The following is a 21,858-nucleotide window of genomic DNA, read 5'->3' as shown; positions in this document are numbered from 1 at the left end:
CTGTGCAACTGATTCCCTGCCCGTGGTGCGGGCCGCGTGAAGAAGCCGAGTTCCACTACGGCGGCCAGGCCCACGTCGCCTACCCCGAGGACCCGGCCGCACTGTCCGATGAGGACTGGGCCAAGTTCGTGTTCTTCCGCGCCAACCCGAGCGGCCCGTTCGCCGAGCGCTGGAGCCACTCCGCGGGCTGCCGCCGCTGGTTCAACGCCGTCCGCGACACCCGCACCCACGACCTCCTGGCGGTCTACCGCCTCGACGAGACCGAGCCGGTGATCTCATGACCCGGCTGTCCGGCGTCCCGCTCAAGTTCACCTTCGACGGCCGTGAGCTGACCGGTTTCCTCGGGGACACCTTGGCTTCCGCGTTGCTGGCCAACGGTATCCACCAGGTCGCGACCAGCATCAAGTACGGCCGGCCGCGCGGCATCGTCGCGGCCGGTGTCGAGGACTCGAACGCCCTGGTGCAGATCGAAGCGCCGTTCCCGGAGCCGATGCTGAGCGCCACCACCGTCGAGCTGTACGACGGCCTGGTCGCGCGTGGCCTGTCCGGGCAAGGCCGCCTGGCCGCCGAGCCCGACCCGGCCCGGTACGACGCCAAGCACGTCCACTGTGACGTCCTGGTCGTCGGCGCCGGACCCGCCGGCCTCGCTGCCGCCCGCGCCGCCTCTGGTCGTGTCCTGCTGGTGGACGACCAGCCCGACGGTGAGGCTCCCGAGGGAGTCCAGTTCCTTTCGCGCACCACGGCGTTCGGCGTCTACGACGACGGGTTCGTGCTGGCTCTGGAACGCCGTGGCGAGCCGACGGCACCCGAACGGATCTCGCGGCAGCGGGTCTGGCGGATCCGGGCGAAGCGGATCGTCATCGCCACCGGCGCGCACGAGCGGCCGATCGTGTTCCCGGACAACGACCGCCCGGGCATCATGCTCGCCGGTGCCGCGCGCACGTACCTGAACCGCTACGGCGTCCTGGCCGGGCAGCGCATAGTTGTGTTCACCACCAACGATTCCGCGTACGACGCCGCCTCCGAACTGGCGGAGGCCGGGGCCGAGATCGTGCGGATCGTCGACGCTCGCGAGGGCTACGGCGTCATCGGCACCGACGGCGACGCCCGCATCACCGCCGCCCACGTGGCGAAACTGGGCGAGTTGCGGGGCGAGCGGGTCGAGTGCGACCTGCTGCTCGTGTCCGGCGGCTGGAACCCGGCCGTGCACCTCTACAGCCAGGCCCGCGGTGCCCTGCGCTACGACCCCCGGCTGGGCGCGTACGTCCCGGCCGGCGACCTGCCGAACGTGAGCGTCGTGGGTGCCGCGGCGGGAGAGAGACTGCCGGAGGCCATGACGCTCTGGCAGGTGCCCGCACTGGAGTCCGAAGTGGACACCAGGTTCGTGGACCAGCAGCGGGACGCGACCGTCTCCGATGTCCTGCGCGCCACCGGCGCCGGACTCCGCTCCCTCGAACACATCAAGCGCTACACCACCATCGGCACCGCGCACGACCAGGGCAAGACGTCCGGCCTGCTCGCCGCGGGCATCACGGCCGAGGCCCTCGGTGTCGACCTGTCGACGCAGCGGCCGACGACGTTCCGGCCGCCGTACACGCCCGTGTCGTTCGCCGCGCTGGCCGGGCGGCACCGCGGTGACCTGCACGATCCCGTGCGCGTCACCATGATCCACCCGTGGCACGTCGAGCACGGCGCCGAGTTCGAGAACGTCGGCCAGTGGAAACGGCCGTGGTACTACCCGCGACCCGGCGAGACGATGCACGACGCCGTCCAGCGCGAATGCCGCGCGGCGCGCACCGACGTCGCCGTCATGGACGGGTCCACCCTGGGCAAGATCGACGTCCAGGGCCCGGACGCCGCCGCGTTCCTCGACCTGCTCTACACGAACATGATGAGCAACCTGCGCGTCGGCCGCATCCGCTACGGCGTCATGTGCGGCGTCGACGGCATGGTCATCGACGACGGCACGGTCATCCGCGTCGCCGAGGACCGCTTCCTCGTCACCACCACGACCGGCAACGCGGCCATGGTCCTCGAATGGATGGAGGAGTGGCTGCAGACGGAGTGGCCGCACCTCAACGTCTTCGCGACGTCGGTCACCGAACACTGGGCCACGCTCCCGCTGGTCGGCCCCCGCTCCCGGGAAGTGCTGGGCCGGTTGGCGCCGGACCTCGACGTCAGCAACGACGCCTTCGGGTTCATGACCTGGCAGGACGCCGAGGTCGCCGGGCTCAAGGCGCGGGTCTGCCGGATCAGCTTCTCCGGCGAACTGGCCTACGAGATCAACGTCCCGTCCTGGTACGGCCGCGCGCTGTGGGAGTCCATAGTGGACGAAGGGGCCACGCCGTACGGCACCGAGACCATGCACGTCCTGCGCGCCGAGAAGGGCTACCCGATCATCGGCCAGGACACCGACGGGACGGTCACTCCGCAGGACCTCGGGATGTCCTGGGCGGTCTCCAAGAAGAAGGCCGATTTCCTCGGCAAGCGCTCGTTCGCCCGGACGGAGAACAACCGGCCGGACCGCAAACAGCTCGTCGGCCTGCTGCCCGTCGATCCGTCGGTGCTGCTGCCGGAGGGTTCGCAGATCATCGAATCCGACGTCGTGCCCGAACCGCCGGTGCGGATGCTCGGCCACGTCACCTCCAGCTACCACAGCGCCGCGCTCGAACGGACCTTCGCGCTCGCCTTGGTGCGCTCGGGCCGGGAGCGCGTCGGCGAAACGCTGTACGTCCCGGTCGGTGACCAGGTGGTGCCGGTGACCGTGACCGAGCCCGTGCTCTTCGACAAGGAAGGAGCCCGCCGTGACGGCTGAAGCGGTCGAAGAACCGTTCCGCACGCAGCTCACCGTACGCCTGCGGGACGGACACACCCTGCTCGGCGTCGACCTGCCCGGGCCGTGCACGTTCACCAGCGGCAACGGCGTCGACGTCCTCTGGATGGGCCCCGACGAGTACCTCGTGCTCGCCGAACCCTGCCGCCAGGCCGAGCTGGAAGCGGCACTTTCACGTGAAAGTGCCGTCTTGGCGGTGGTCGACGTGTCGGCGCAGCGGGTGACCGTGCAGCTGACCGGGGCGCACGCGCGGGACGTGCTGGCCCACGGCTGCTCGATCGACCTCGATCCGTCGGTGTCGCCGCCGGGGACCTGCGTGCAGACGTTGTTGGCTCGCACCGGGATCGTGCTCATGGTCCGGGAAGACGGCTTCACGATCCTCGTGCGGCAGTCGTTCGCGAACTACTTCACGGCCTGGCTGGCCGACGCGAGTCCGGAGTACGTCTCGTGACCTTCACCTTGACCCTCAACTGCCCCGAACGCTCGGGCATCGTGCACGCCGTCACGACGTTCCTCGTCGGGCAGGGCTGCGACATCGTCGAGCACCAGCAGTTCGACGACGACGTCCGCGGCTCGCTGTTCCTGCGCACGTCGTTCACCGCACCCGAGCCGACCACAGTGGACGATCTGCGACGCGACTTCGCCGTGGTGGCCGGGGACTTCGGGATGGAGTTCGGCTTCTCCGACGGGACGCCGCCGCGGATCCTGGTGATGGTGTCGAAGTTCGGGCACTGCCTCAACGACCTGCTGTTCCGCTGGCGTGCCGGCGCCCTCGGCGCGGACATCGCCGTGGTCGTGTCCAACCACGAGGACCTGCGGCCGATGGCGGAGGCGGCCGGCGTGCCGTTCGAGCACGTGCCGGTGACGCCGGAGACCAAGCCCGAGGCCGAGCAGCGGCTGCTCGACCTCGTCGGCGAGTACCAGGCCGATCTCGTCGTGCTCGCGCGGTACATGCAGGTGCTGTCCAACGACCTGTGCGTCAAGCTCGAAGGCCGCGCGATCAACATCCACCACTCGTTCCTGCCCGGCTTCAAGGGCGCCAAGCCCTACCACCAGGCCTACGACCGCGGCGTCAAGTACGTCGGCGCGACCGCGCACTACGTCACGCCCGACCTCGACGAAGGCCCGATCATCGAGCAGGAGGTCGCGCGCGTCGACCACACCTACTCGCCGCGCGAGCTGGTGACCGTCGGGCGCGACGCCGAAGCGCTCGCCCTGTCCCGCGCGGTGCGCTGGCACTGCGAACGCCGCGTCCTGCTCAACGGCAACAGCACCGTCGTCTTCCGCTAGAAGGAGTTCCGCCATGACCGCACCGAAAGTCGTGATCATCGGCGCCGGCATCGTCGGCGCGAACCTGGCCGACGAGCTGACCGCCCGCGGCTGGGCCGACATCACCGTGCTCGACCAAGGTCCGCTGCCGCGCACCGGCGGGTCGACGTCGCACGCGCCCGGCCTGGTGTTCCAGACCAACGCGTCCAAGACGATGACGGAGTTCGCGAAGTACACCGTCTCGAAGTTCCTGGAGCTGGACTGTTTCCTCCAGGTCGGCGGCATGGAGGTCGCGACCACCCCGGCGCGCTGGGAGGACCTCAAGCGCAAGCACGGCTGGGCGACGTCGTGGGGCGTGTCGGGCTCTCTCATCGACGCCGACGAGTGCGTCCGCCGCTGGCCGCTGCTGGACGGCTCGCAGATCTTCGGCGCGCTGTACGTGCCGACCGACGGGCTGGCGCGGGCCGCGAAAGCCGTGGAAGTCCTCGCCGAGCGGGCCACCTCGCGGGGCGCTCGCTTCGTCGGGTCCACCAAGGTCACCGACGTGCTCCAGGAAGGCGGGCGGGTCACCGGCGTCCGGACCGACCAGGGTGACTTCCCGGCCGATGTCGTCGTGTCGTGCGCCGGGTTCTGGGGCCGCGAGATCGGCGCGATGGTCGGGATGGACGTGCCGCTGCTGCCGCTGGCGCACCAGTACGTCAAGACCGGGCGGATCGACGAACTGGTCGGGCGCAACACCGACGAGGTCGAAGCGAGCATGCCGATCCTGCGCCACCAGGACCAGGACCTGTACTTCCGCGAGCACGTCGACCGCATCGGCATCGGCTCCTACGCGCACCGCCCGATGCCGGTCGAGGAGTCCACTTTGGACCCGTCGGTGACCGACAGCGCCATGCCGTCGATGCTGCCCTTCACCGAGGACGACTTCGCGCCGTCGTGGGAGCAGAGCCAATTGCTGCTGCCCGCGTTGCGGCAGGCGAAGATCGAGGAGGGCTTCAACGGTATCTTCTCCTTCACCCCGGACGGCCAGTCGCTGGTCGGCGAATCGGCCGACGTCCGTGGCTTCTGGCTCGCCGAAGCCGTCTGGGTGACGCACTCCGCGGGCATCGCCAAGGCCGTCGCGGAGCTGCTGGTCGACGGCCGCTCGGAGACCGACCTGCACGAGGTCGACGTCCACCGCTTCGAAGAGGTGCAGCTCGCGCCGTCGTACGTGCACGAGACGGCGCAGCAGAACTTCGTCGAGGTCTACGACATCCTGCACCCGTTGCAGCCCAAGCTGTCCCCGCGCGACCTGCGCGTGACGCCGTTCCACGTGCGGCAGCGCGAGCTGGGCGCGGTATTCCTGGAGGCGGGTGGCTGGGAGCGGCCGCACTGGTTCGAGGCCAACGCGCCGCTGCTGAAGAAGCTGCCGCACGACGCGCTGCCACCCGCGCGCGACGGCTGGTCCGCGCAGTTCCACTCGCCGATCGCGGCGGCCGAGGCCTGGCAGACGCGCAACGCCGTGGCGCTGTACGACATGACGCCGTTGAAGCGCGTCGAGATCAGCGGGCCCGGCGCGCTGGATTTCCTGCAGTCGCTGACGACCAACCAGCTCGACAAGTCCGTCGGCTCGGTGACCTACACGCTGATGCTGGACGAAGCGGGTGGCGTGCGCAGTGACGTCACCGTGGCGCGGCTCGGACCCGAGGAGTTCCAGGCCGGGATCAACGGCAACATCGACGTCGACCACTTCGTCAAGCACAAGCCGGCCGGTGTGCAGGTCCGCGACATCACCGGCGGCACGTGCTGCATCGGCGTCTGGGGTCCGCTCGCGCGGGACCTCGTGCAGCCGCTGAGCCCGGACGACTTCTCGCACGCCGGGCTGAAGTACTTCCGGGCGCGCAAAGCGCGGATCGCCGGGGTGCCGGTCGTCGCGATGCGGCTGTCCTACGTGGGTGAACTCGGCTGGGAGATCTACACGAGCGCGGACAACGGCCTGCGGCTGTGGGACGCGCTGTGGGCGGCCGGGCAGCCCCTGGGCGTCATCGCCGGCGGGCGGGCCGCCTTCAACAGCCTGCGCCTGGAGAAGGGCTACCGGCTGTGGGGCACCGACATGACCACCGAGCACGACCCGTACGAGGCCGGCGTCGGCTTCGCGGTGCGCCCGGCGAAGGGCGAGTTCCTCGGGCGTGCCGCCCTCGGGAACCGGACGCCGTCACGGCGGCTGCGGTGCCTGACGATCGACGACGGCCGGACCGTGGTGCTGGGCAAGGAACCGGTGTTCGTCGACGGCGTCCCGGCGGGGTACGTCACGAGCGCCGCCTACGGCTACACGATCGGGAAGCCGATCGCCTACGCCTGGCTGCCGGAATCGGCGGACGTCGGGAGCGGCGTGGAGATCGAGTACTTCGGCCGTCGCGTGCCGGCGACGGTGGCGGCGGAACCCCTGTTCGACCCGGCGATGGAGCGGATCCGGCGGTGACCCGCGCGGCGCTCAGTCGCTGAAGTCGCCGTTCATCGACTGGGTGCCGGCGCCGTCCCCGCCGCCGCTGCTGCTGGTCTGGAGCAGGCCGTCGACCTTCGCCGTCGCGTTCACCGAGCCGTCGGCGTACTGCATGACGACCTGGTACTCGTGCTTGCCGGTGTGCGGCGGGAAGCTGAACGTGCGGCTCCAGGGCAGCTTCACGTTCTTCTCTTCCGTCGGCTTGCCGTCGACGGTGCAGGTCAGGGTGGTGACGACGGCCGAGCCCGAGACGTCGAACACCAGCCGGTGCGGCTCGCCGGCCGCGGCGGAGGTCCCCTGCGGGGCGGGTGACGGTGTCCCGGCGGTCGTGCCGCTGCACCCGGCGACCAGGAAGGCGGCCGCGAGCAGGACGGCGGTGCGCTTCATACCCGGAAGGGTAACGTCGATCACACGGGACCGGTCCCGGCGTTCGGGTGGGTACATCCACAGCAACTCCATGGAACCGGACAAGGAAATTCTCAGGAACGCGGCGTTTGCTGTAACGGCGAAGGCGTGCCGAGGGCTGGGAGCAAGGGCATGAGCGAGTACGACCAACGGCCACAGGGCGGCGGCGACTACCCCCACGGCCAGGATCCGTATGGCCAGGACGCCTACGGCCAGGATTCGTACGGCCAAGGCCAGGGTGAGTACTCGCAGGGCTACTACCAGTCCGGTTACTACCAGCCCCAGCAGCAGCCGCGTGACCAGTGGGGCCGTCCGTACCCGCCGCAGCCCTACCCCCAGCAGTCCTATGGTCGTGAGGGGCACCCTCAGGGCTTTTACGGCCATGAGGGTGCCCCTCAGGACTTTTACGGTCGTGAAGGTGCCCCTCACGGGTCTTATGGCCGTGAAGGTGCCCTTCACGGCTTTTACGGCCAGGAAGGCGGCGGTTACGGCTATCCGCCGCCTGCGTACCAGCCGCCACCTGCGTACCCGCCGCCGCCGCGCAAGCGGCATCCGCTGCGGACGCTGACCGTCACCGTTGTCGCGGTGGCGCTGGCCGTCGTGGCCGGGCTCGGCATCGGGCACCTGATCTCGGCGAACAGCCCCACCGCCTCCGGCAACCAGGACTTCGGCTTCTCCGGGCAGCCCAGCGCGTCGGCCACGGTACTCGACGCCGACGCCGTGGCCGCGAAGGTCAACCCGGCGATCGTCAACGTCAACACCGAATTGGGCCTGCAGGGCGCGGCCGCCGCGGGCACCGGCATCGTGCTGACCCCGGACGGCGAGGTGCTGACGAACAACCACGTCGTCGCCGGCGCGACCAGCATCAAGGTCACCAGCATCGGCACCGGCGACACGTTCACCGCGCACGTCGTGGGCTACGACCGCAGCGAGGACATCGCGGTGATCCAGCTCGAAGACGCGTCCGGGCTGCCGACGGCGGCCATCGGCGACTCTTCGACGGTCAAGGTCGGCGACCAGATCCTCGGCCTCGGCAACGCGGGCGGCCGCGGCGGCGACCCGGTGCCGGCGCCGGGCACGGTCACCGCGCTGGATCAGTCGATCACCGCGTCGGACGAGTCCAGCGGGTCGTCCGAGCAGCTCACCGGGCTGATTCAGGTCCAGGCCGACATCGAGTCGGGCGACTCCGGCGGGCCGCTGGTCAACGCGAACGCGCAGGTCATCGGCGTCGACACCGCGGCGTCCACCGGCTACCAGCTCAACGGCCGCCGCAGTGGCGCTGGCGGCCAGGGCTTCGCGATCCCGATCAACCAGGCCGTCGACATTGCGCACCAGATCGTCGCGGGCACCGCGACCGACAAGATCCACATCGGCAAGACGGCGTTCATCGGCGTCTCGGTGTCGGACGGCCAGGGCGGCGGCGCCCAGGTCCGCGACGTCGTCGCGCGCGGCCCGGCCCAGCAGGCGGGCCTCGCGGCGGGCGACGTCATCACGGCCATCGACGGCAAGGCGATCGACTCGGCGACGACGTTGACGAACGTGATGGACACCCACCACCCGGGCGACCAGCTGACGCTGACCGTGTCGGACGCGTCCGGGGCGCAGCAGCAGATTCAGGTCAAGGCCATCGAAGGTCCGGTCGGCTAAAGGTCAGCCGAGGATTTCGGTCAGCACCTCGCGGTGCGTCCGCTTCGCCGCGAGGTACTTCTCCCGGCCGGCGTCGGTGATCGTCACGAAGACGCCCCGGCGGTCCACGTCGCAGAGCGCGCGTTCGACCAGGCCTTCCTTCTCCAGCCGGGCGACCAGCCGGGACGTCGCGCTCTGGCTCAGGTGGATCGCGCCGGTGAGGTCGGCCGAGCGGCACTTGAAGTCGCAGGTGGCGAGCCGTTCGAGGGCTTCGAACTCGTTCGCGCCGATCCCGTGGTTCTCCTGCAGGCGGCACTCGAGCGTGCCGAACACGGCCGAGTAGCGGGCCAGCAGCTCGTGCCACTCCTGCACCAGGCCGTCTTCGACCAGACCTTGCTCAGCGACGTCGCTCACGGCGACCAACTTAGCATGCGTGGGCATTTGATGCAAACACATAAGATGCTTAGACATTAGATGCGTGTGCATGTACTGTCGCCGTCATGAGTTCTTCCGCGGACCTGTCCACCACCTCGACCCGGTGGGACGCGCGCCTCTGGGGTGTCCTGCTCACGGTGTCCATCGTCATCGGCCTCGACGCGCTCGACGTGTCGATGGTCGGTGTCGCCCTCCCCGCCATCCAGGCCGACCTGGGCCTGTCCACCGCCGCGCTGCAATGGGTCGTCAGCGGCTACGTGCTGGGTTACGGCGGGCTGCTGCTGCTCGGCGGGCGCACCGCCGACCTGCTCGGCCGCCGCCGCGTCTTCCTCGTCGCGGTCGCGGTGTTCGCGCTGGCCTCGCTGCTCGGCGGCCTGGTCGACGACGGCGCGCTGCTCATCGCGAGCCGCTTCATCAAGGGCCTGGCCGCCGCGTTCACGGCGCCGGCCGCGCTGTCCATCATCACCACGACGTTCCGGGAAGGCCCCGCCCGCAACAAGGCGATCAGCATCTTCGCCGTCTTCGGCGCCAGCGGGTACTCCGCCGGGCTGGTCTTCTCCGGGCTGCTGACCGAGGTCGGCTGGCGCTGGACGTTCCTGCTGCCCGCGCCGATCGCCGTCTTCGCGTTCGTCGCCGCCTGGAAGCTGATCCCGTCCTACCGTCGCGAAGAGGGTCGTGGGTACGACTTCCCGGGCGCGATCACCGGCGCCGTCGGGTCGCTGCTGCTGGTGTTCGGCGTCGTCGAGGCGCCGCAGGCCGGCTGGGCCTCGCCGCGCACGCTGGTCACGTTCGCCGTCGCCGTCGCGCTGCTGGCGGCCTTCGTCCTCATCGAGAAGCGCAGCGCCCACCCGTTGCTGCGCCTGGGCATCCTGAAGTCCGGGTCGCTGGCCCGCGCCAACCTCGGCGGCGCGTTGTTCTTCGGCGCGTACATCGGATTCCAGTTCGTCGTGATGCTCTACCTGCAGCGGGTGCTGGGCTGGTCCGCGCTGCAGACCGCGCTCGGGTTCCTGCCGGCGGCGCTGATCGTCGCGTTCGGCTCGCCGCGCATCGAGCCGCTGATCGACCGCGTCGGCACCCCGCGCACGATCTTCGCGGGCGTCGTCGCGCACGTCATCGGGTACGCGTTGTTCCTGCGGGTCGACGAGCACTCGGGCTACGCGGCCTACGTCCTGCCCAGCATGGTCCTGCTCGGCATCGGCTTCATGCTGGCGTTCTCCTCGCTCAACATCCAGGGCACGAACGGCATCTCCGACGACGAACAGGGCCTGGCCGGCGGCCTGCTCAACACGTCGCTCCAGGTCGGCGGCGCGATCGGGCTCGCGGTGGTGACGGCGGTGCTGACCGCCAACGGCGGCGGTGAGGCGTCGCCCGCCGCCCTGCTCACCGGGCTGACGCCGGCGCTGAGCGTGGTCACCGGCATCGCGGTGCTGGGCCTGCTGGTCGCGATCAGCGGTCTGGTGGCCCGGAAGCGTGTCGTCGAGGAACCGGTCGTCGAAGAGGATCTGCTGGCTCTCGCGGACTGAGAGACGACAGCGGAAGGACCACCATCGCCGGGGGATGGTGGTCCTTCCGCGTTTCCCGGATCAGGCCCGCTCGTCCGTGCCGGGCACCTTCGCCGTGGTGATGGCGATGCGGTTCCACGTGTTGCTGGCGAAGATCACCGCGAGCAGCTGCGCCAGCTCCTCCTCGCCGAACCGGCCGGCGGCCCGGGCGTAGACGTCGTCGGGGACGCCTGCGGCCGAGATCAGCGTGACGGCGTCGGTCAGCGCCAGCGCCGCCCGCTCCTGCTCGCTGAAGAAGCTCGCGGCCTCCTGCCAGACGGCGATCAGGCTGAGCCGCTCCTCGCTTTCGCCCGCCTTCCGGGCGTCGGAGGTGTGGATGTGCAGGCAGTAGGCGCAGCGGTTGAGCTGCGCGGTCCGGATCTGGACCAGCTCGACCAGTGCGGGGTCGAGCCCGGCGCGGGCGGCGGCGTCGAAGCCGATCAGGGCCTTGAAGACCTTCGGGGCGGACTTGGCGAAGTTGGTTCGGTGCGTCATGACCAAAAATCTAAGGCCGAAATGACCGCCGTGTAGGGTGCATTTCCGTGCCGGAATCATGGGTCAATCTGGCCGAGCGGCTGGGCGCCGACCTGCACCTGGAGCTGTCCGGCACCGGCGGCAAGCGGGCCGCGCTCATCACCGCGCTGCGTGACGCCGTCCGCACCGGGCGGCTCGCCCCGGGCACCCGGCTGCCGCCGTACCGCTCGCTGGCCGCCGACCTGGGCATCGCCCGCAACACCGTCGCCGACGCCTACGCCGAACTGGTCGCCGAAGGCCGGCTCACCGCCGTCCAGGGCTCCGGGACGCGGGTCGCCGACCGCGCGGAACTCCTCGCGCCGGTGCGGACGCCGAAGAAGGCGCCGGGCACCCCGGCACCGCGGTACAACCTCCGCCAAGGACAGCCGGACGCGGCGTCGTTCCCGCGTACCGAGTGGCTCGCCGCCGCGCGCCGCGCGCTGGCCGTGGCCCCGCACGACGCGTTCGGCCCCGGCGACCCACGCGGCCGTCCGGAGCTGCGGGAGGCGCTGGCCGGGTACCTCGCGCGCGCTCGCGGGGTGCGGACATCCCCGGACCGGATCGTCGTCTGCTCCGGGTTCGCGCACGCGCTGCGCCTGCTGTTCCCCGCGGTGCTGTCCGGCCCGCTCGCCGTGGAGTCCTACGGCTTGGCGTTCCACCGCTCGATCTTCACCGCGGCTTCGGTGGCGACGGTTCCCTTGTCCCTGGACGAAAACGGCGCCCGCGTCGACGAGCTGACCGCGGCCGTCCGCACGGTCCTGCTCACCCCGGCGCACCAGTTCCCGACGGGCGGCCCGCTGCACCACGACCGCCGCACCGCCGTCGTCGACCACGCCCGCGCGACCGGCGGGCTGGTGATCGAGGACGACTACGACGGCGAGTTCCGCTACGACCGCAAGCCGATCGGCGCGGTGCAGGGCCTCGACCCGGAACGCGTGATCTACGCCGGCTCGGTGAGCAAGAGCCTGTCACCCGCGCTGCGGCTCGGGTGGCTGGTGCTGCCGGAGCACCTCGTCGACGCCGTCCTGGCGGTGAAGGGTGAGCGCGAGGCCTGGGCGGGCGTGCTGGATCAGCTCACCCTGGCCGAATTCGTCGAATCCGGCGCGTACGACAAGCACATCCGGCGGATGCGGCAGCGGTACCGCCGCCGGCGCGACCTGCTGGCCGGCGCCCTCGCCGCGCAGGCGCCGCACGTCGCGCCCGCCGGCGTCGCCGCCGGTCTGCACGCCGTGCTGCGCCTGCCGGCGGGTACCGAGGCGTCGGTGCTGAAAGCCGCGACGTGGCAGGGGATCGCGCTCGACGGCCTGGCCGCGTTCCGGCACCCGGCCGCCACGATGTCCACAGTGGACGGACTGGTCGTCGGGTACGCGACACCGCCCGAACACGCCTACGCCGCGGCCGTCGACGCGTTGTGCCGCGCCCTGCCGCCCGCGTGAACCGTTACTCCACTGCGTCAGCCGACGATGTCGATCTCGAACGGGTCCGCGGAGCTGTAGTTGATGTCGGCCCACACCGCGCCCGGCAGCTCGTACCGCCGGTGCGACGTCAGCTTCGAGTTGTAGCCACCGACCTGCGCCGGGTTGTGCCCGACGCCGTTGTGGTCGTTGCCCCACGCGAAGATGTCGCCGATCCACATCGGCTTCGAGAAGCCGTCACCGCCCAGCCGCGGGCGGACGACCACGGCCGAGCCCGGGCTGCCGGAAAGGAAGACCCGCACCGTGTTCTGCTCGGCGTTCGGCGGGGTGACGGTGATGCGTTCCATGATCTCCACTCCAGTCGAGGCGGATCCGTTGCCGTCCACTCCGGGCCAGAAGTCGACGACGGACGAGACGTCGTAACCCGGGGCGACGTCGCCGCGGTACTGCTTGGCGACGGCGCCGTCCGGGATGGTGGGATCGCCGTTGTAGTGGGCGATCCAGTAGTGCGGTTCGGCGACGCCGGCGGACGAGAACGCCGAGCGCACCGACGACCAGGTCGAGAGGTTGCAGTAGATCGTCGGGTCCGCGCCCGCCGCGCGGCGCATCCGGGCCCAGCCCGGCGCCTCGGCCGGGGTGGCGTCACCGGGTTCGACGTCGAGGACGTGCCCGTCGTTCGTGCTCGCCTTCTTGACGATCGTGACCTTGACCGCGTTGGGGAAGCGGGCCCAGTCGGCGGCCGACCAGGGTTCCAGCTTGATCTTGTCGATGTAGCCGGCTACGAGTTGCCCGCCGGCCGGGATGTTCGCGGCCGTGACCGCGTCGTACATCGTGCGCACGGGATTGCGTCTCCGTTCGGTGTATCGCCGGTTCCGGGGACGGCGAAGTCGTCTCCGCGATCCGCCATCGTGCTGTTACCCATGTGGGACGGGCGTCAAGCGCAAATGTTACGCAGTTCCTTTCTGTCACCGAGACGGCCGCGGCAAACGATTCCTTCACCACGGGATCACGCGGCGACGGTGACTTTCCGCTATCGGCACTGGCTTCCGGGTCACCCGGCTGGCAAGCTGCGAGGTCTTCACGACGGAAGGTACGTGCATGGCCGCACACCCGGCGCGATCCCGGCGTCTCGACGCGCGGGTCGTCGTCCTGAGCGTGCTGCTCGTCGTGGCCCTGCTTGCCTGGTTCGGCGTGGACTACGTGAAGAACCGCCTGGCGAGCGGGGGTTGTGACACCACGACCCCGGTCCGCATCACCGCCGCCCCGGACGTCGCGCCGGTGCTCTCGGCGCTCGCGCGGTCGGTGCCGGAAGCGGACTGTTACACCGTGGACGTCACGGCGAGCGCGTCGACGGCCACCGCGGCGGCCCTCGAAGCCAACGGCGCGAACGGGCCCGACGTCTGGGTGCCGGAGTCGAGCACCTGGCTGCTGCAGGCGCGCGACGGCGGCGCGTGGAACCTGCCGGAGACCGGGCAGTCGGTGGCGAGCTCGCCCGTTGTCCTCGCGCTGACCGACGAAGTCGCGAAACAGGCGGGCTGGCCGGCGAAGTCACCGTCCTGGTCGGACGTCGTCGCCGGCAGCCCGGTCGGGCTGCCCGACCCGGGCCGCGACCCGGCCGGGATCGCCGCGCTCATCGGCCTGCAGCAGCTGACGAAGAACGCGCCCGACCCGGCCGCGGCGTTCACCGAGGAGATCCGCCGGCTGTCGGCGGTGAAGGAGCCGTACACCGCTTCACCCGCGTCGGAACAGTCCGTGCTGGCGCGCAAGCTCGTCGCCGCGTACCCGGCCGTCGGGGTGCCCAGCTTCGACTACCCGTACGTCGTGCTGCCGCGCGCGTCGGAGGCGTCACGGACGGCGTCCGAACGGTTCCTGCGGCTGTTGCTCGACCAAGCGGCCACGAAGGCGTTCGCCGACGCCGGTTTCCGGACGCCGACGGGCCAGTTCCTGGGCGACCGCGCGCCCGACACCCGCACGAGCGCCGCGCCGCGGCCGGTCGGCCCGCCCACGCCCGAGGCGATGTACGGCGTGCTGCAGGCCTGGGCCGGGGCCAACCTGAGCGCCCGCGTCCAGGTGCTGCTCGACGTCTCCGGCTCGATGGCCGCCACCGTCCCGGGCACCGGCCGCAGCCGGATGGCGCTGACGCTGGAGGCCGCGACGCAGGGCCTCGGGTTGTTCAAGCCGACGACCGAACTCGGGTTGTGGCTGTTCTCCACCAAGCTCGACGGCGACCGCGACTACAAGGAGCTGCTGCCCATGCGGTCCATCGCGGACCAGCTCGCCCAGGGCGGCCTGACGACGTTGCAGGCGGTGAAGCCGAAACCCGGCGGCGCCACCGGGCTGTACGACTCCATCCTCGCCGCGTACCAGAACGCCCGGCAGAGCTGGAAACTCGGCCGGATCAACGTCGTCGTCGTGCTCACCGACGGCCGCAACGAGGACAGTGACTCGATCGGGCTGCCCGGCCTGCTCGCCGAGCTCGGCAAGCTGCAGGACCCGCGCAAACCGCTGCCGGTGATCGGGATCGGCATCGGCCCGGACATCGACGCCGGTGAGCTGCGCCAGGTTTCGGCCGCGACCGGCGGCGAATCCTTCACCACGCCCGACCCGCGCAAGATCTCCGACGTCTTCTACCAGGCGCTGAGCAAGCTCATGTGCCAACCACCGGCGTGCAAGAAGTGAGGACTCCGTGCTGGACGAGCTGACCGAAGAGCCGCGGGTCCGCCCGAAGGTCTCCGCGGTGGTGGTCTCCGCGTTCGTCGCGGGCCTAGTCCCGTTCGTGCTGCACACCTGGGCGGCGTTGCACGGGAATCTCGCCCAGGACGACTTCGTCGTGACGTACCGAGCGGCCGCCGCCGGGCCGTTCGACCTCGGGTTCCTGTTCCAGGACTACCACGGGCACCTGACGCCGGGCGGGTTCTTCCTCGCCGCCGTCCTGACCGCGTGGGCGCCGCTGAACTTCCCGCTGCTGGTGCTGCCGCTGCTGCTCATGCGCGCGCTCGCGACGGTGCTGTTCTGGTGCCTGCTGGTCCGCTGTTTCGGCCGCCGGTGGGCGATCCTGGTGCCGTTCACCGTGTTCACGGCGTCGACGCTGCTGCTCGTCCCGACGCTGTGGTGGGCCTACGGCGTCCAGATCGTGCCGGTCGTGCTGGCGACCGCCGGCGCGCTGTACTCCCACGTCCGGTACTTCCAGGACGGCGGCCGCTGGTGGATGGGCACCTTCGCGTGGACGCTGTTCGGCCTGGCGTTCTACGAAAAGGCCGCAGTGATCCCGGTGCTGCTGGCCGGCGTGACCGTCCTGCTCGGACAGTCCTTCCGGGACCGGTGGCGCTACTGGGCCGGGCACGTCGCGCTGCTCGCGGCGTTCGTCGTGGGCTACCTCGCGCTGACGTCGAGCCAGGTGACCCCGGGCGGCACGCCGATGTCCGCCGGCACCGTCGCCGACCTGACCGGCCGGATGCTCGGCGACACCTTGCTCCCCGGCCTCGCGGGCGGCCCGTGGTCCGGCCCCGGGCCGGGCGCGACCTGGGCGCCGTCGCCGTTCGTGGTCGTCGTCGTGGTGTTCCTGGCGGCGCTGGGCGTGCTGATCGCCGGGGTGCGCGCGGGCGGGCGTCGCGCGTGGCGGGCGTGGGCGCTGCTCGGGGTCCTGCTCGCCGTGGACGTCGCACTGCTGGCGCTGACGCGGCTGCGCGAGGTCGGCCCGGCGGCCGGTGACGATCCGCGCTACCTCGCCGAGCTGGCGCTCGTCGCCGCCCTTTGTGGAGCGTTCGCTTTCCTGACCCCCGGCGAAGTTGCGCCGTCCGGCGGAAAGCGGGACCGGCCGATCGCCCTAGGCGTGTGCGTGCTTCTGCTCGCGAGCTCCACGGTCGGATTCCTGCAGCTGTCACCCGGGATGAGGTTCGAGCACGCCGGCCAGTACGTCGCCAACGTCCGGGCCGCGATAGCCGAGGACCCGGATCTCGTCTTCTACGACAACTTCGTCCCGTCGGACGTGGTGTTCGAGTGGTTCGGCGCGGACTCCTTCGCCTCGCGCGTGGTCGGCCTGCTGCCCGGCGCGCACTTCGACCAGCCGACCAGCCGGATGCACCTGCTCGACGCGGACGGCAAGCCGCACCGGATCACCGGCGTCGAACCGGTTTCCCGCGGTGTCCCCGGCCCGGTGCCGAACTGCGGCACCACGATCGGCGAGACGCTCGTGCGGATCCCGCTCGACACCCCGGTGCTCGGCCGGTACCTGCTCAAGCTCGACTACTACACCTCGGACGGCGGCGAAGGCCTCGTCGACCTCGAAGGCAAGCGCACGCCGGTCTGGTTCCAGGATGGGCTGCACTCGATGTTCCTGCCGGTGGACGGCCTGTTCGACCACATCGGCGTGCAGCTGTCGAGCCCGGGCGCGCCGGTGTGCCTCGCCAAGGTGGAGGTCGGCAAGCCCGTCGTGAGTGGTTAGGGCGGTTCTAACCGCCCTAACCACTCACGACGGGTCAGTAGGGGTCGTACGGGCTGTCGTGTCCGGCCAGCCGCGCCACCGGCCGCAGCCGCAGGCGCAGCAGGACCTTGATCCCGACGTTGCGGACGAACCACGGCAGCTGGGCCAGCACGCGCAGCCGGTCCGCCGGGGACGGCGGTGCGAGGCGGAACCGCGCCAGCGACGTCGCCCGGTCCAGATAGGTGTACCGGCGTCCGAAGAGGACTTTAGCGATCGTGCCGAGCGTGACGCCGATGGAGGAAAAGCAGTCGTGGACCAGGATTTCCGCACCCGGCGGTAGGTGCGCCGACCAGCGCAGGTCGTCGGTGTAGGTCCAGTAGTCGTGCTTGCCGTCGACGTAAAGCAGCTGTATGGGCCGGTCCCAGTCAGGGCGCAGTGCCGTGCTGTAACCGGCGACGAGCTCGACGACGTCGTCCAGCCCGGCCGCGCGGATGTTGCGCTCGAACAGCTGCCGCGTCGGCGATCCGCCGAACAGCCGGCCGTCGACGAACGGGTCGACCGCGATCACGGTGGCCCCGGCCGTGCGCGCGGCCGCGCCCAGCACGATCGTCGAGCGGCCCTGGTGACTGCCGATCTCGAGGATCACGTCGCCCTTCTCCAGGCGGCGCGCGGCGTCCCAGAGCGCTTCGCCCTGCGCGCGCGTCAACCAGCCCTTGACCGGCTCGGCCATGGCCCAGGCGTCGTCGAACGCCGTGTCTTCGGAAGGGATGACGCACCTGCCCAGGAAAGTCGGGGGACCGCGGAAATCGTCGGCACATGGTAGCCAGGTTTCGGCCTAGTATCTACCGGATGGTAACCGCCACCCGCGAACGAACCCGGGACGACGCCGATCCGGTGCGCCGCGCCCGGAAGTTCTCGCCGGGGGCGTTCCTCCGCCGGCCGAGCACGTGGATCGTGCTGGCGCTGACCACGTTGTCGTTCCTGCAGATGCCGGGGAAGACGACGTTCGACACCAAGCTCGACCTGGCCGTCGACCCGCTCGCGTTCCTCGGCCGCGCGCTGCACCTGTGGAACCCGGACGCCACCGCCGGCGAGCTGCAGAACCAGGCGTACGGCTACCTGTTCCCGATGGGCCCGTTCTTCGCGCTGGGTCAGGCGGCCGGCGTCCCGGCGTGGATCACGCAACGCCTGTGGGGCGCGCTGCTGCTGTCGGCCGCGTTCGGCGGGGCGCTGCTGCTGGCGCGCGCGATGAAGCTCGGCACCGAGCGCACCCGGCTGATCGGCGCGCTCGGGTACGCGCTCGCGCCGCGGATGCTGACCGAAATCGGCGGTCTGTCCGCGGAGATGCTGCCCGCGGTGCTGCTGCCGTGGGTGCTGGTGCCGCTGGTGCGGGCCGGGGTGACCGGATCGCCGCGGCGCGCGGCCGGGCTGTCCGCGATCGCCGTGCTGTGCATGGGCGGCGTCAATGGCGCGATGGTCGTGATGGCGCTCGTCCTGCCCGGGCTGTGGCTGGTGACGCGCAAGTGGACGCGGGAGCACGTCCGGCTGGTGGCCTGGTGGGTCGTGTTCGTCGTCGGCGCGACGTTGTGGTGGATCCTCCCGTTGCTCCTGCTCGGCGAGTACAGCCTGCCGTTCCTCGACTACATCGAGTCCGCGACGAACACGACCGCGCCGATGTCGTTGTTCGAGGTGCTGCGCGGGACGAACCAGTGGGTCGCCTACGTCGTGCAGGGCACGCCGTGGTGGCCCGGCGGCTGGTCGCTGATCGACAACCCGGTGCTGATGCTCGCCACCGGGCTCGTCGCCGGCGTCGGCCTGTTCGGGCTGACGCGGCGGGGCCTGCCGGAGCGGCGGTTCCTGGTGCTGGGCGTCGTCACCGGCCTGACGCTGCTGACGATCGGGTACGTCGGCACGCTCGACAGCCCGCTCGCGGAGCAGGTCCGGCACCTGCTCGACGGGCCGCTGGCGCCGCTGCGCAACGTCCACAAGTTCGAGCCGGTGCTGCGGCTGCCGCTGATGCTCGCGTTCGTGCACGGCGTTTCCAGCCCGGTGCACGTGAAGTCCGCGCGCCGGTTCCTGCGGCCCGCCGTGGGGCTGCTGCTGGTGCTGGTGATGGCCGCGCCCGCGTGGCTGCTGAACCTGCGCTCCGGGCCGGGCTGGGACGAGGTGCCGGGCTACTGGTACGACGCGACGAGCTGGGTCGCCAAGGCCGACCCGAACGCGCGGACGCTGCTGCTGCCGGCGACCGGCTTCGGCGAGTACGACTGGGGCCGCACGGTCGACGAACCCGCGCAGGCGATCGCGAAGAGCCCGTGGGCGGTGCGCAACCAGGTACCGCTGGGGTCCGAAGGAAACACGCGGCTGATGGACTCCGTCGACGCCGCGCTCGCCGACGGCCGCGGCGATCCCGGGCTGGCCGCGCTGCTCGCGCGGTCCGGCTACCGGTTCCTCCTGCTGCGCAACGACATCGACCGGGTCCGGACCGACGCTCCGTCCATCGCCACCCTGCGCTCGGGGCTGGCGGGGTCGCCGGGCATCGGCAAGGCCGCGACGTTCGGGCCGCTCGAGGTCTACGAGGTGCGGCGGCCGGTGCCGCTCGCCACCGCGACGTCCACAAAGGATGTCCCGACGGTGAGCGGCGGCCCGGAGAACCTGCTCCCGCTGCTCGACTCCGGCCAGCTCGACCCGGCGACGCCGACCGTGCTGACCGGCGACGGCGGCTCGCCCAGCGGGCCGCGGCTGGTGACCGACGGGCTGCGGCGCGCCGAACGGAACGTCGGCGGCGTGCGCGACAACCTCAGCCAGACGCTCACCGCGGGCGAGGCGTTCCGGCAGGAGCGCGCGGCCGGCGACCTGCTGCCGTTCCCCGGTCAGGAGCACCAGACCGTGGCCGCCTACCGCGGCATCCGCTCGGTGACGGCGTCGACGGCCGCGTCGTTCGCCGACGCCTTCGGCGGCTCCGACCCGAGCCACCAGCCGTTCGCCGCGATCGACGGCGACCCGCGCACGGCGTGGCAGTCGTCGTCGTTCACCGGCCCGGTCGGCCAGTGGCTGGAGGTGGAGCTCGACACCCCGCGCCTGGTCACGGCCGTCGACCTGCAGATGGTCGACGACCTGCGCGTCGGCTGGCCGGCGACCCGCGTCCGGATCACCACCGACAACGGCTCGGTCGATCAGCAGGTCATCCGCGGCGCCGGGGCGCACAGCTACCCGGTCGCGGCGGGCGTCACCACGAAGGTGCGGATCACGTTGCTGTCGCTGGTGGTCGGGCGGCAGGACGGGAACGTCGGCATCGCGGAGCTGGACATCCCCGGTACCGAGCCGCAACGCGCGCTCGAGGTGCCCGCGGACCTGCCCGCCGGCGCGGCGCCCGGGTTCGCGTTCACGCGCGGCGCGCAGCCGCGGTACGCGTGCCTCCCGGCGGGCGGCGCGGTGCGCTGCGACGCGACGGCCGCCCGCGACGGCGAGGAACCCGACGGCATCCGGCGGCTGTTCGGCACGTCTGCGGACGCGACGTTCCTCGTCGGCGGCTCGGTGCTGCCCGCGGGCGGCGGCAAGAACCCGGTGTCGCTGCCCGGGGTGACGGTCGCGTCGACGTCGCAGCTCGGCGGCGACCCGGCGGCGAGCGGGTTCGCCGCGGTCGACGGCGATCCGGGCACGACGTGGCGTCCCGACGTCACCGACCTGCGGCCGACGTTGACCCTGGGCTGGACCGCGCCGAAGCGGATTTCGGCGCTGCACATCGGGGTTTCGCCGTCGAGCGGGGCGAAGGCGCCGCGGCAGGTGGAGCTGGTCGGCCGGACGGGCAATCGCACGGTGCCGCTGGACGAGAGCGGGTCCGGCACGTTCGAGCCGCTCGACACCGACCAGCTGCAGATCATCGTCCCCGGTGACGACGACGATCCGGCGGCCCGCGCGGTGGTCGGCGTCGGCAGCCTGGAGCTGTCCGGCACGGACGGCCTGCTGCCGGGGCCGGACCCGGCGTTCACGGTGCCGTGCGGCGCGGGCCCGAACATCCACCTGGACGGCCTCGACTACCGGACGTCGGTGACGGGCACGATGTCGGACATCATCGACCACCGGCCGCTGCCGCTGACGATGTGCCGCGACTCGGAGGGCGGCATCGAACTGCCGTCGGGCGGCCACGAGCTGCGCACGGACCGGTCGGAGTCGTTCGTGGTCCAGGACCTGTGGCTGCGTCCCGCCGCGTCTCCTGCGGCGCCGGTTTCGCACCGGGCGGTGCAGATCGGCACGTGGGAGGCGACTTCGCGCTCGGTGACGGTCGCCCCGGGCGACGAGTCGGTGCTGGCCGTCCCGGAGAACGCGAACGCGGGCTGGGTGGCCACAATGGACGGCAAGCCGCTGACGCGCACCCGCGTGGACGGCTGGCAGCAGGCCTGGATCGTCCCGGCGGGGGCCGGGGGTGTGGTCTCGCTGTCGTTCACCCCGGATTCCACTTACCGCACGGGGCTCTTGATCGGGGCTTTGGCGGTACTGCTGGTGCTGGTGGGCGTGGCCTGGCCGGCCCGCCGACGCCGTTTTCCGGTGGTGGCGGGGGGCGCGGTCGTGGTGCCGGTGCTGCTGATCGGCCTGCTGGTCGCGCTGGGCGGGATGCTCCCGGTGGTGCTGTTGATCGCTTGCCTGCTGGCACGCCAGTTCTCGGAACGGGCACCGAGGTTCCTGGCGTTCGGCGGCATGGCGGTGGCCGCGGCGGTCTCGGTGACGGGCCGGGTACTGGGCCACGGCCAGGACTGGGCGTACGGCCCGGTCACCCAGGCCGCGCTGCTGCTGGCGGCCGCGGCCACGGTGGCGACGTGCATCGACTGGTTCACCCGCAAGGAGAACCCCACCGAGCCGACGGCCGGTGGGGCTTGACGATGGAGGATCTGGGACGTCAGGTGGCCAGAATCCTCCAT

At 71.3% G+C, this 21,858-nt stretch carries 16 protein-coding genes; 11 read left to right on the top strand and 5 right to left on the bottom strand.

Going from position 1 to position 21,858, the window contains the following annotated elements:
- Nucleotides 1-2: 2 nt before the first annotated feature.
- The 5 genes from OG439_RS28890 to OG439_RS28870 are packed head-to-tail and all read left to right on the top strand — an operon-like array spanning nt 3 to nt 6,563.
- Nucleotides 3-281: a sarcosine oxidase subunit delta gene (locus tag OG439_RS28890; RefSeq protein WP_326943948.1), complete on the top strand. Its 279-nt coding sequence runs from the start codon at nt 3-5 to the stop codon at nt 279-281.
- Nucleotides 278-2,815 carry a 2Fe-2S iron-sulfur cluster-binding protein gene (locus tag OG439_RS28885; protein ID WP_326943947.1) on the top strand — a complete coding sequence of 846 codons (2,538 nt, stop codon included), beginning with the start codon at nt 278-280 and terminating at the stop codon, nt 2,813-2,815. The genes OG439_RS28890 and OG439_RS28885 overlap by 4 nt, the downstream gene beginning before the upstream one ends.
- Nucleotides 2,805-3,284, top strand: a complete 480-nt coding sequence (locus OG439_RS28880) for a sarcosine oxidase subunit gamma (protein WP_326943946.1) — start codon at nt 2,805-2,807, stop codon at nt 3,282-3,284. Before OG439_RS28885 ends, OG439_RS28880 begins: the two co-directional genes overlap by 11 nt.
- A complete protein-coding gene (gene purU, locus OG439_RS28875) occupies nt 3,281-4,123 on the top strand; it encodes a formyltetrahydrofolate deformylase (protein ID WP_326943945.1) in 843 nt (280 codons plus the stop codon). Before OG439_RS28880 ends, purU begins: the two co-directional genes overlap by 4 nt.
- Before the next feature lie 13 nt (nt 4,124-4,136).
- Complete coding sequence (locus tag OG439_RS28870; protein ID WP_326943944.1) at nt 4,137-6,563, top strand: GcvT family protein; 2,427 nt, start codon at nt 4,137-4,139, stop codon at nt 6,561-6,563.
- Between the two features lie 12 nt (nt 6,564-6,575).
- On the opposite strand, the gene OG439_RS28865 is transcribed toward OG439_RS28870, so the two are convergent.
- The gene (locus OG439_RS28865; protein WP_326943943.1) at nt 6,576-6,971 is read right to left on the bottom strand and encodes a hypothetical protein; all 396 of its coding nucleotides are present in this window, start codon (nt 6,969-6,971) and stop codon (nt 6,576-6,578) included.
- Nucleotides 6,972-7,121: 150 nt separating this feature from the next.
- On the opposite strand from OG439_RS28865, the gene OG439_RS28860 reads away from it, so the two are divergent.
- Nucleotides 7,122-8,636 (top strand): S1C family serine protease, encoded by a 1,515-nt coding sequence (locus tag OG439_RS28860; RefSeq protein WP_326943942.1) that lies wholly within the window; start codon nt 7,122-7,124, stop codon nt 8,634-8,636.
- Nucleotides 8,637-8,639: 3 nt separating this feature from the next.
- Here OG439_RS28860 and OG439_RS28855 read toward each other — a convergent pair whose 3' ends face one another.
- Nucleotides 8,640-9,029, bottom strand: coding sequence for a MarR family winged helix-turn-helix transcriptional regulator (locus tag OG439_RS28855; RefSeq protein ID WP_326943941.1), 390 nt, complete (start codon nt 9,027-9,029; stop codon nt 8,640-8,642).
- 86 nt (nt 9,030-9,115) lie between these two features.
- On the opposite strand from OG439_RS28855, the gene OG439_RS28850 reads away from it, so the two are divergent.
- Complete coding sequence (locus tag OG439_RS28850) at nt 9,116-10,573, top strand: MFS transporter (protein WP_326943940.1); 1,458 nt, start codon at nt 9,116-9,118, stop codon at nt 10,571-10,573.
- A gap of 60 nt (nt 10,574-10,633) precedes the next feature.
- Here OG439_RS28850 and OG439_RS28845 read toward each other — a convergent pair whose 3' ends face one another.
- On the bottom strand, nt 10,634-11,086 hold the full coding sequence (locus OG439_RS28845) for a carboxymuconolactone decarboxylase family protein (RefSeq protein ID WP_326943939.1): 453 nt from the start codon (nt 11,084-11,086) through the stop codon (nt 10,634-10,636).
- A 47-nt stretch (nt 11,087-11,133) separates the two neighbouring features.
- Here OG439_RS28845 and pdxR point away from each other — a divergent pair, with 47 nt between their 5' ends.
- Nucleotides 11,134-12,540, top strand: a complete 1,407-nt coding sequence (gene pdxR, locus OG439_RS28840; RefSeq protein ID WP_326943938.1) for a MocR-like pyridoxine biosynthesis transcription factor PdxR — start codon at nt 11,134-11,136, stop codon at nt 12,538-12,540.
- Between the two features lie 17 nt (nt 12,541-12,557).
- On the opposite strand, the gene OG439_RS28835 is transcribed toward pdxR, so the two are convergent.
- Nucleotides 12,558-13,358 carry a hypothetical protein gene (locus tag OG439_RS28835; protein WP_326943937.1) on the bottom strand — a complete coding sequence of 267 codons (801 nt, stop codon included), beginning with the start codon at nt 13,356-13,358 and terminating at the stop codon, nt 12,558-12,560.
- 259 nt (nt 13,359-13,617) lie between these two features.
- On the opposite strand from OG439_RS28835, the gene OG439_RS28830 reads away from it, so the two are divergent.
- Together OG439_RS28830 and OG439_RS28825 are read left to right on the top strand one after the other, a co-directional pair.
- The gene (locus tag OG439_RS28830; protein WP_326943936.1) at nt 13,618-15,198 is read left to right on the top strand and encodes a substrate-binding and VWA domain-containing protein; all 1,581 of its coding nucleotides are present in this window, start codon (nt 13,618-13,620) and stop codon (nt 15,196-15,198) included.
- A 7-nt stretch (nt 15,199-15,205) separates the two neighbouring features.
- Nucleotides 15,206-16,963 carry a hypothetical protein gene (locus OG439_RS28825; protein WP_326943935.1) on the top strand — a complete coding sequence of 586 codons (1,758 nt, stop codon included), beginning with the start codon at nt 15,206-15,208 and terminating at the stop codon, nt 16,961-16,963.
- Between the two features lie 34 nt (nt 16,964-16,997).
- Here OG439_RS28825 and OG439_RS28820 read toward each other — a convergent pair whose 3' ends face one another.
- Nucleotides 16,998-17,672, bottom strand: coding sequence for a class I SAM-dependent methyltransferase (locus OG439_RS28820; protein ID WP_326943934.1), 675 nt, complete (start codon nt 17,670-17,672; stop codon nt 16,998-17,000).
- A gap of 119 nt (nt 17,673-17,791) precedes the next feature.
- Here OG439_RS28820 and OG439_RS28815 point away from each other — a divergent pair, with 119 nt between their 5' ends.
- Nucleotides 17,792-21,817: an alpha-(1->3)-arabinofuranosyltransferase gene (locus OG439_RS28815; RefSeq protein ID WP_326943933.1), complete on the top strand. Its 4,026-nt coding sequence runs from the start codon at nt 17,792-17,794 to the stop codon at nt 21,815-21,817.
- Nucleotides 21,818-21,858: the final 41 nt, after the last annotated feature.

The sequence above is a fragment of the Amycolatopsis sp. NBC_01307 genome (assembly GCF_035975215.1).
Taxonomy (GTDB): domain Bacteria; phylum Actinomycetota; class Actinomycetes; order Mycobacteriales; family Pseudonocardiaceae; genus Amycolatopsis.
This window is presented reverse-complemented; position numbering and strand designations above follow the sequence as displayed.

What these genes read in the sequence shown, in the direction of transcription:
- OG439_RS28885 (WP_326943947.1), top strand. Translation starts at nt 278, where the DNA reads ATGACCCGGCTGTCCGGCGTCCCGCTCAAGTTCACCTTCGACGGCCGT.
- OG439_RS28870 (WP_326943944.1), top strand. Translation starts at nt 4,137, where the DNA reads ATGACCGCACCGAAAGTCGTGATCATCGGCGCCGGCATCGTCGGCGCG.
- OG439_RS28865 (WP_326943943.1), bottom strand. Translation starts at nt 6,971, where the DNA reads ATGAAGCGCACCGCCGTCCTGCTCGCGGCCGCCTTCCTGGTCGCCGGG.
- OG439_RS28860 (WP_326943942.1), top strand. Translation starts at nt 7,122, where the DNA reads ATGAGCGAGTACGACCAACGGCCACAGGGCGGCGGCGACTACCCCCAC.
- OG439_RS28850 (WP_326943940.1), top strand. Translation starts at nt 9,116, where the DNA reads ATGAGTTCTTCCGCGGACCTGTCCACCACCTCGACCCGGTGGGACGCG.
- OG439_RS28845 (WP_326943939.1), bottom strand. Translation starts at nt 11,086, where the DNA reads ATGACGCACCGAACCAACTTCGCCAAGTCCGCCCCGAAGGTCTTCAAG.
- OG439_RS28830 (WP_326943936.1), top strand. Translation starts at nt 13,618, where the DNA reads ATGGCCGCACACCCGGCGCGATCCCGGCGTCTCGACGCGCGGGTCGTC.
- OG439_RS28820 (WP_326943934.1), bottom strand. Translation starts at nt 17,672, where the DNA reads ATGGCCGAGCCGGTCAAGGGCTGGTTGACGCGCGCGCAGGGCGAAGCG.
- OG439_RS28815 (WP_326943933.1), top strand. Translation starts at nt 17,792, where the DNA reads ATGGTAACCGCCACCCGCGAACGAACCCGGGACGACGCCGATCCGGTG.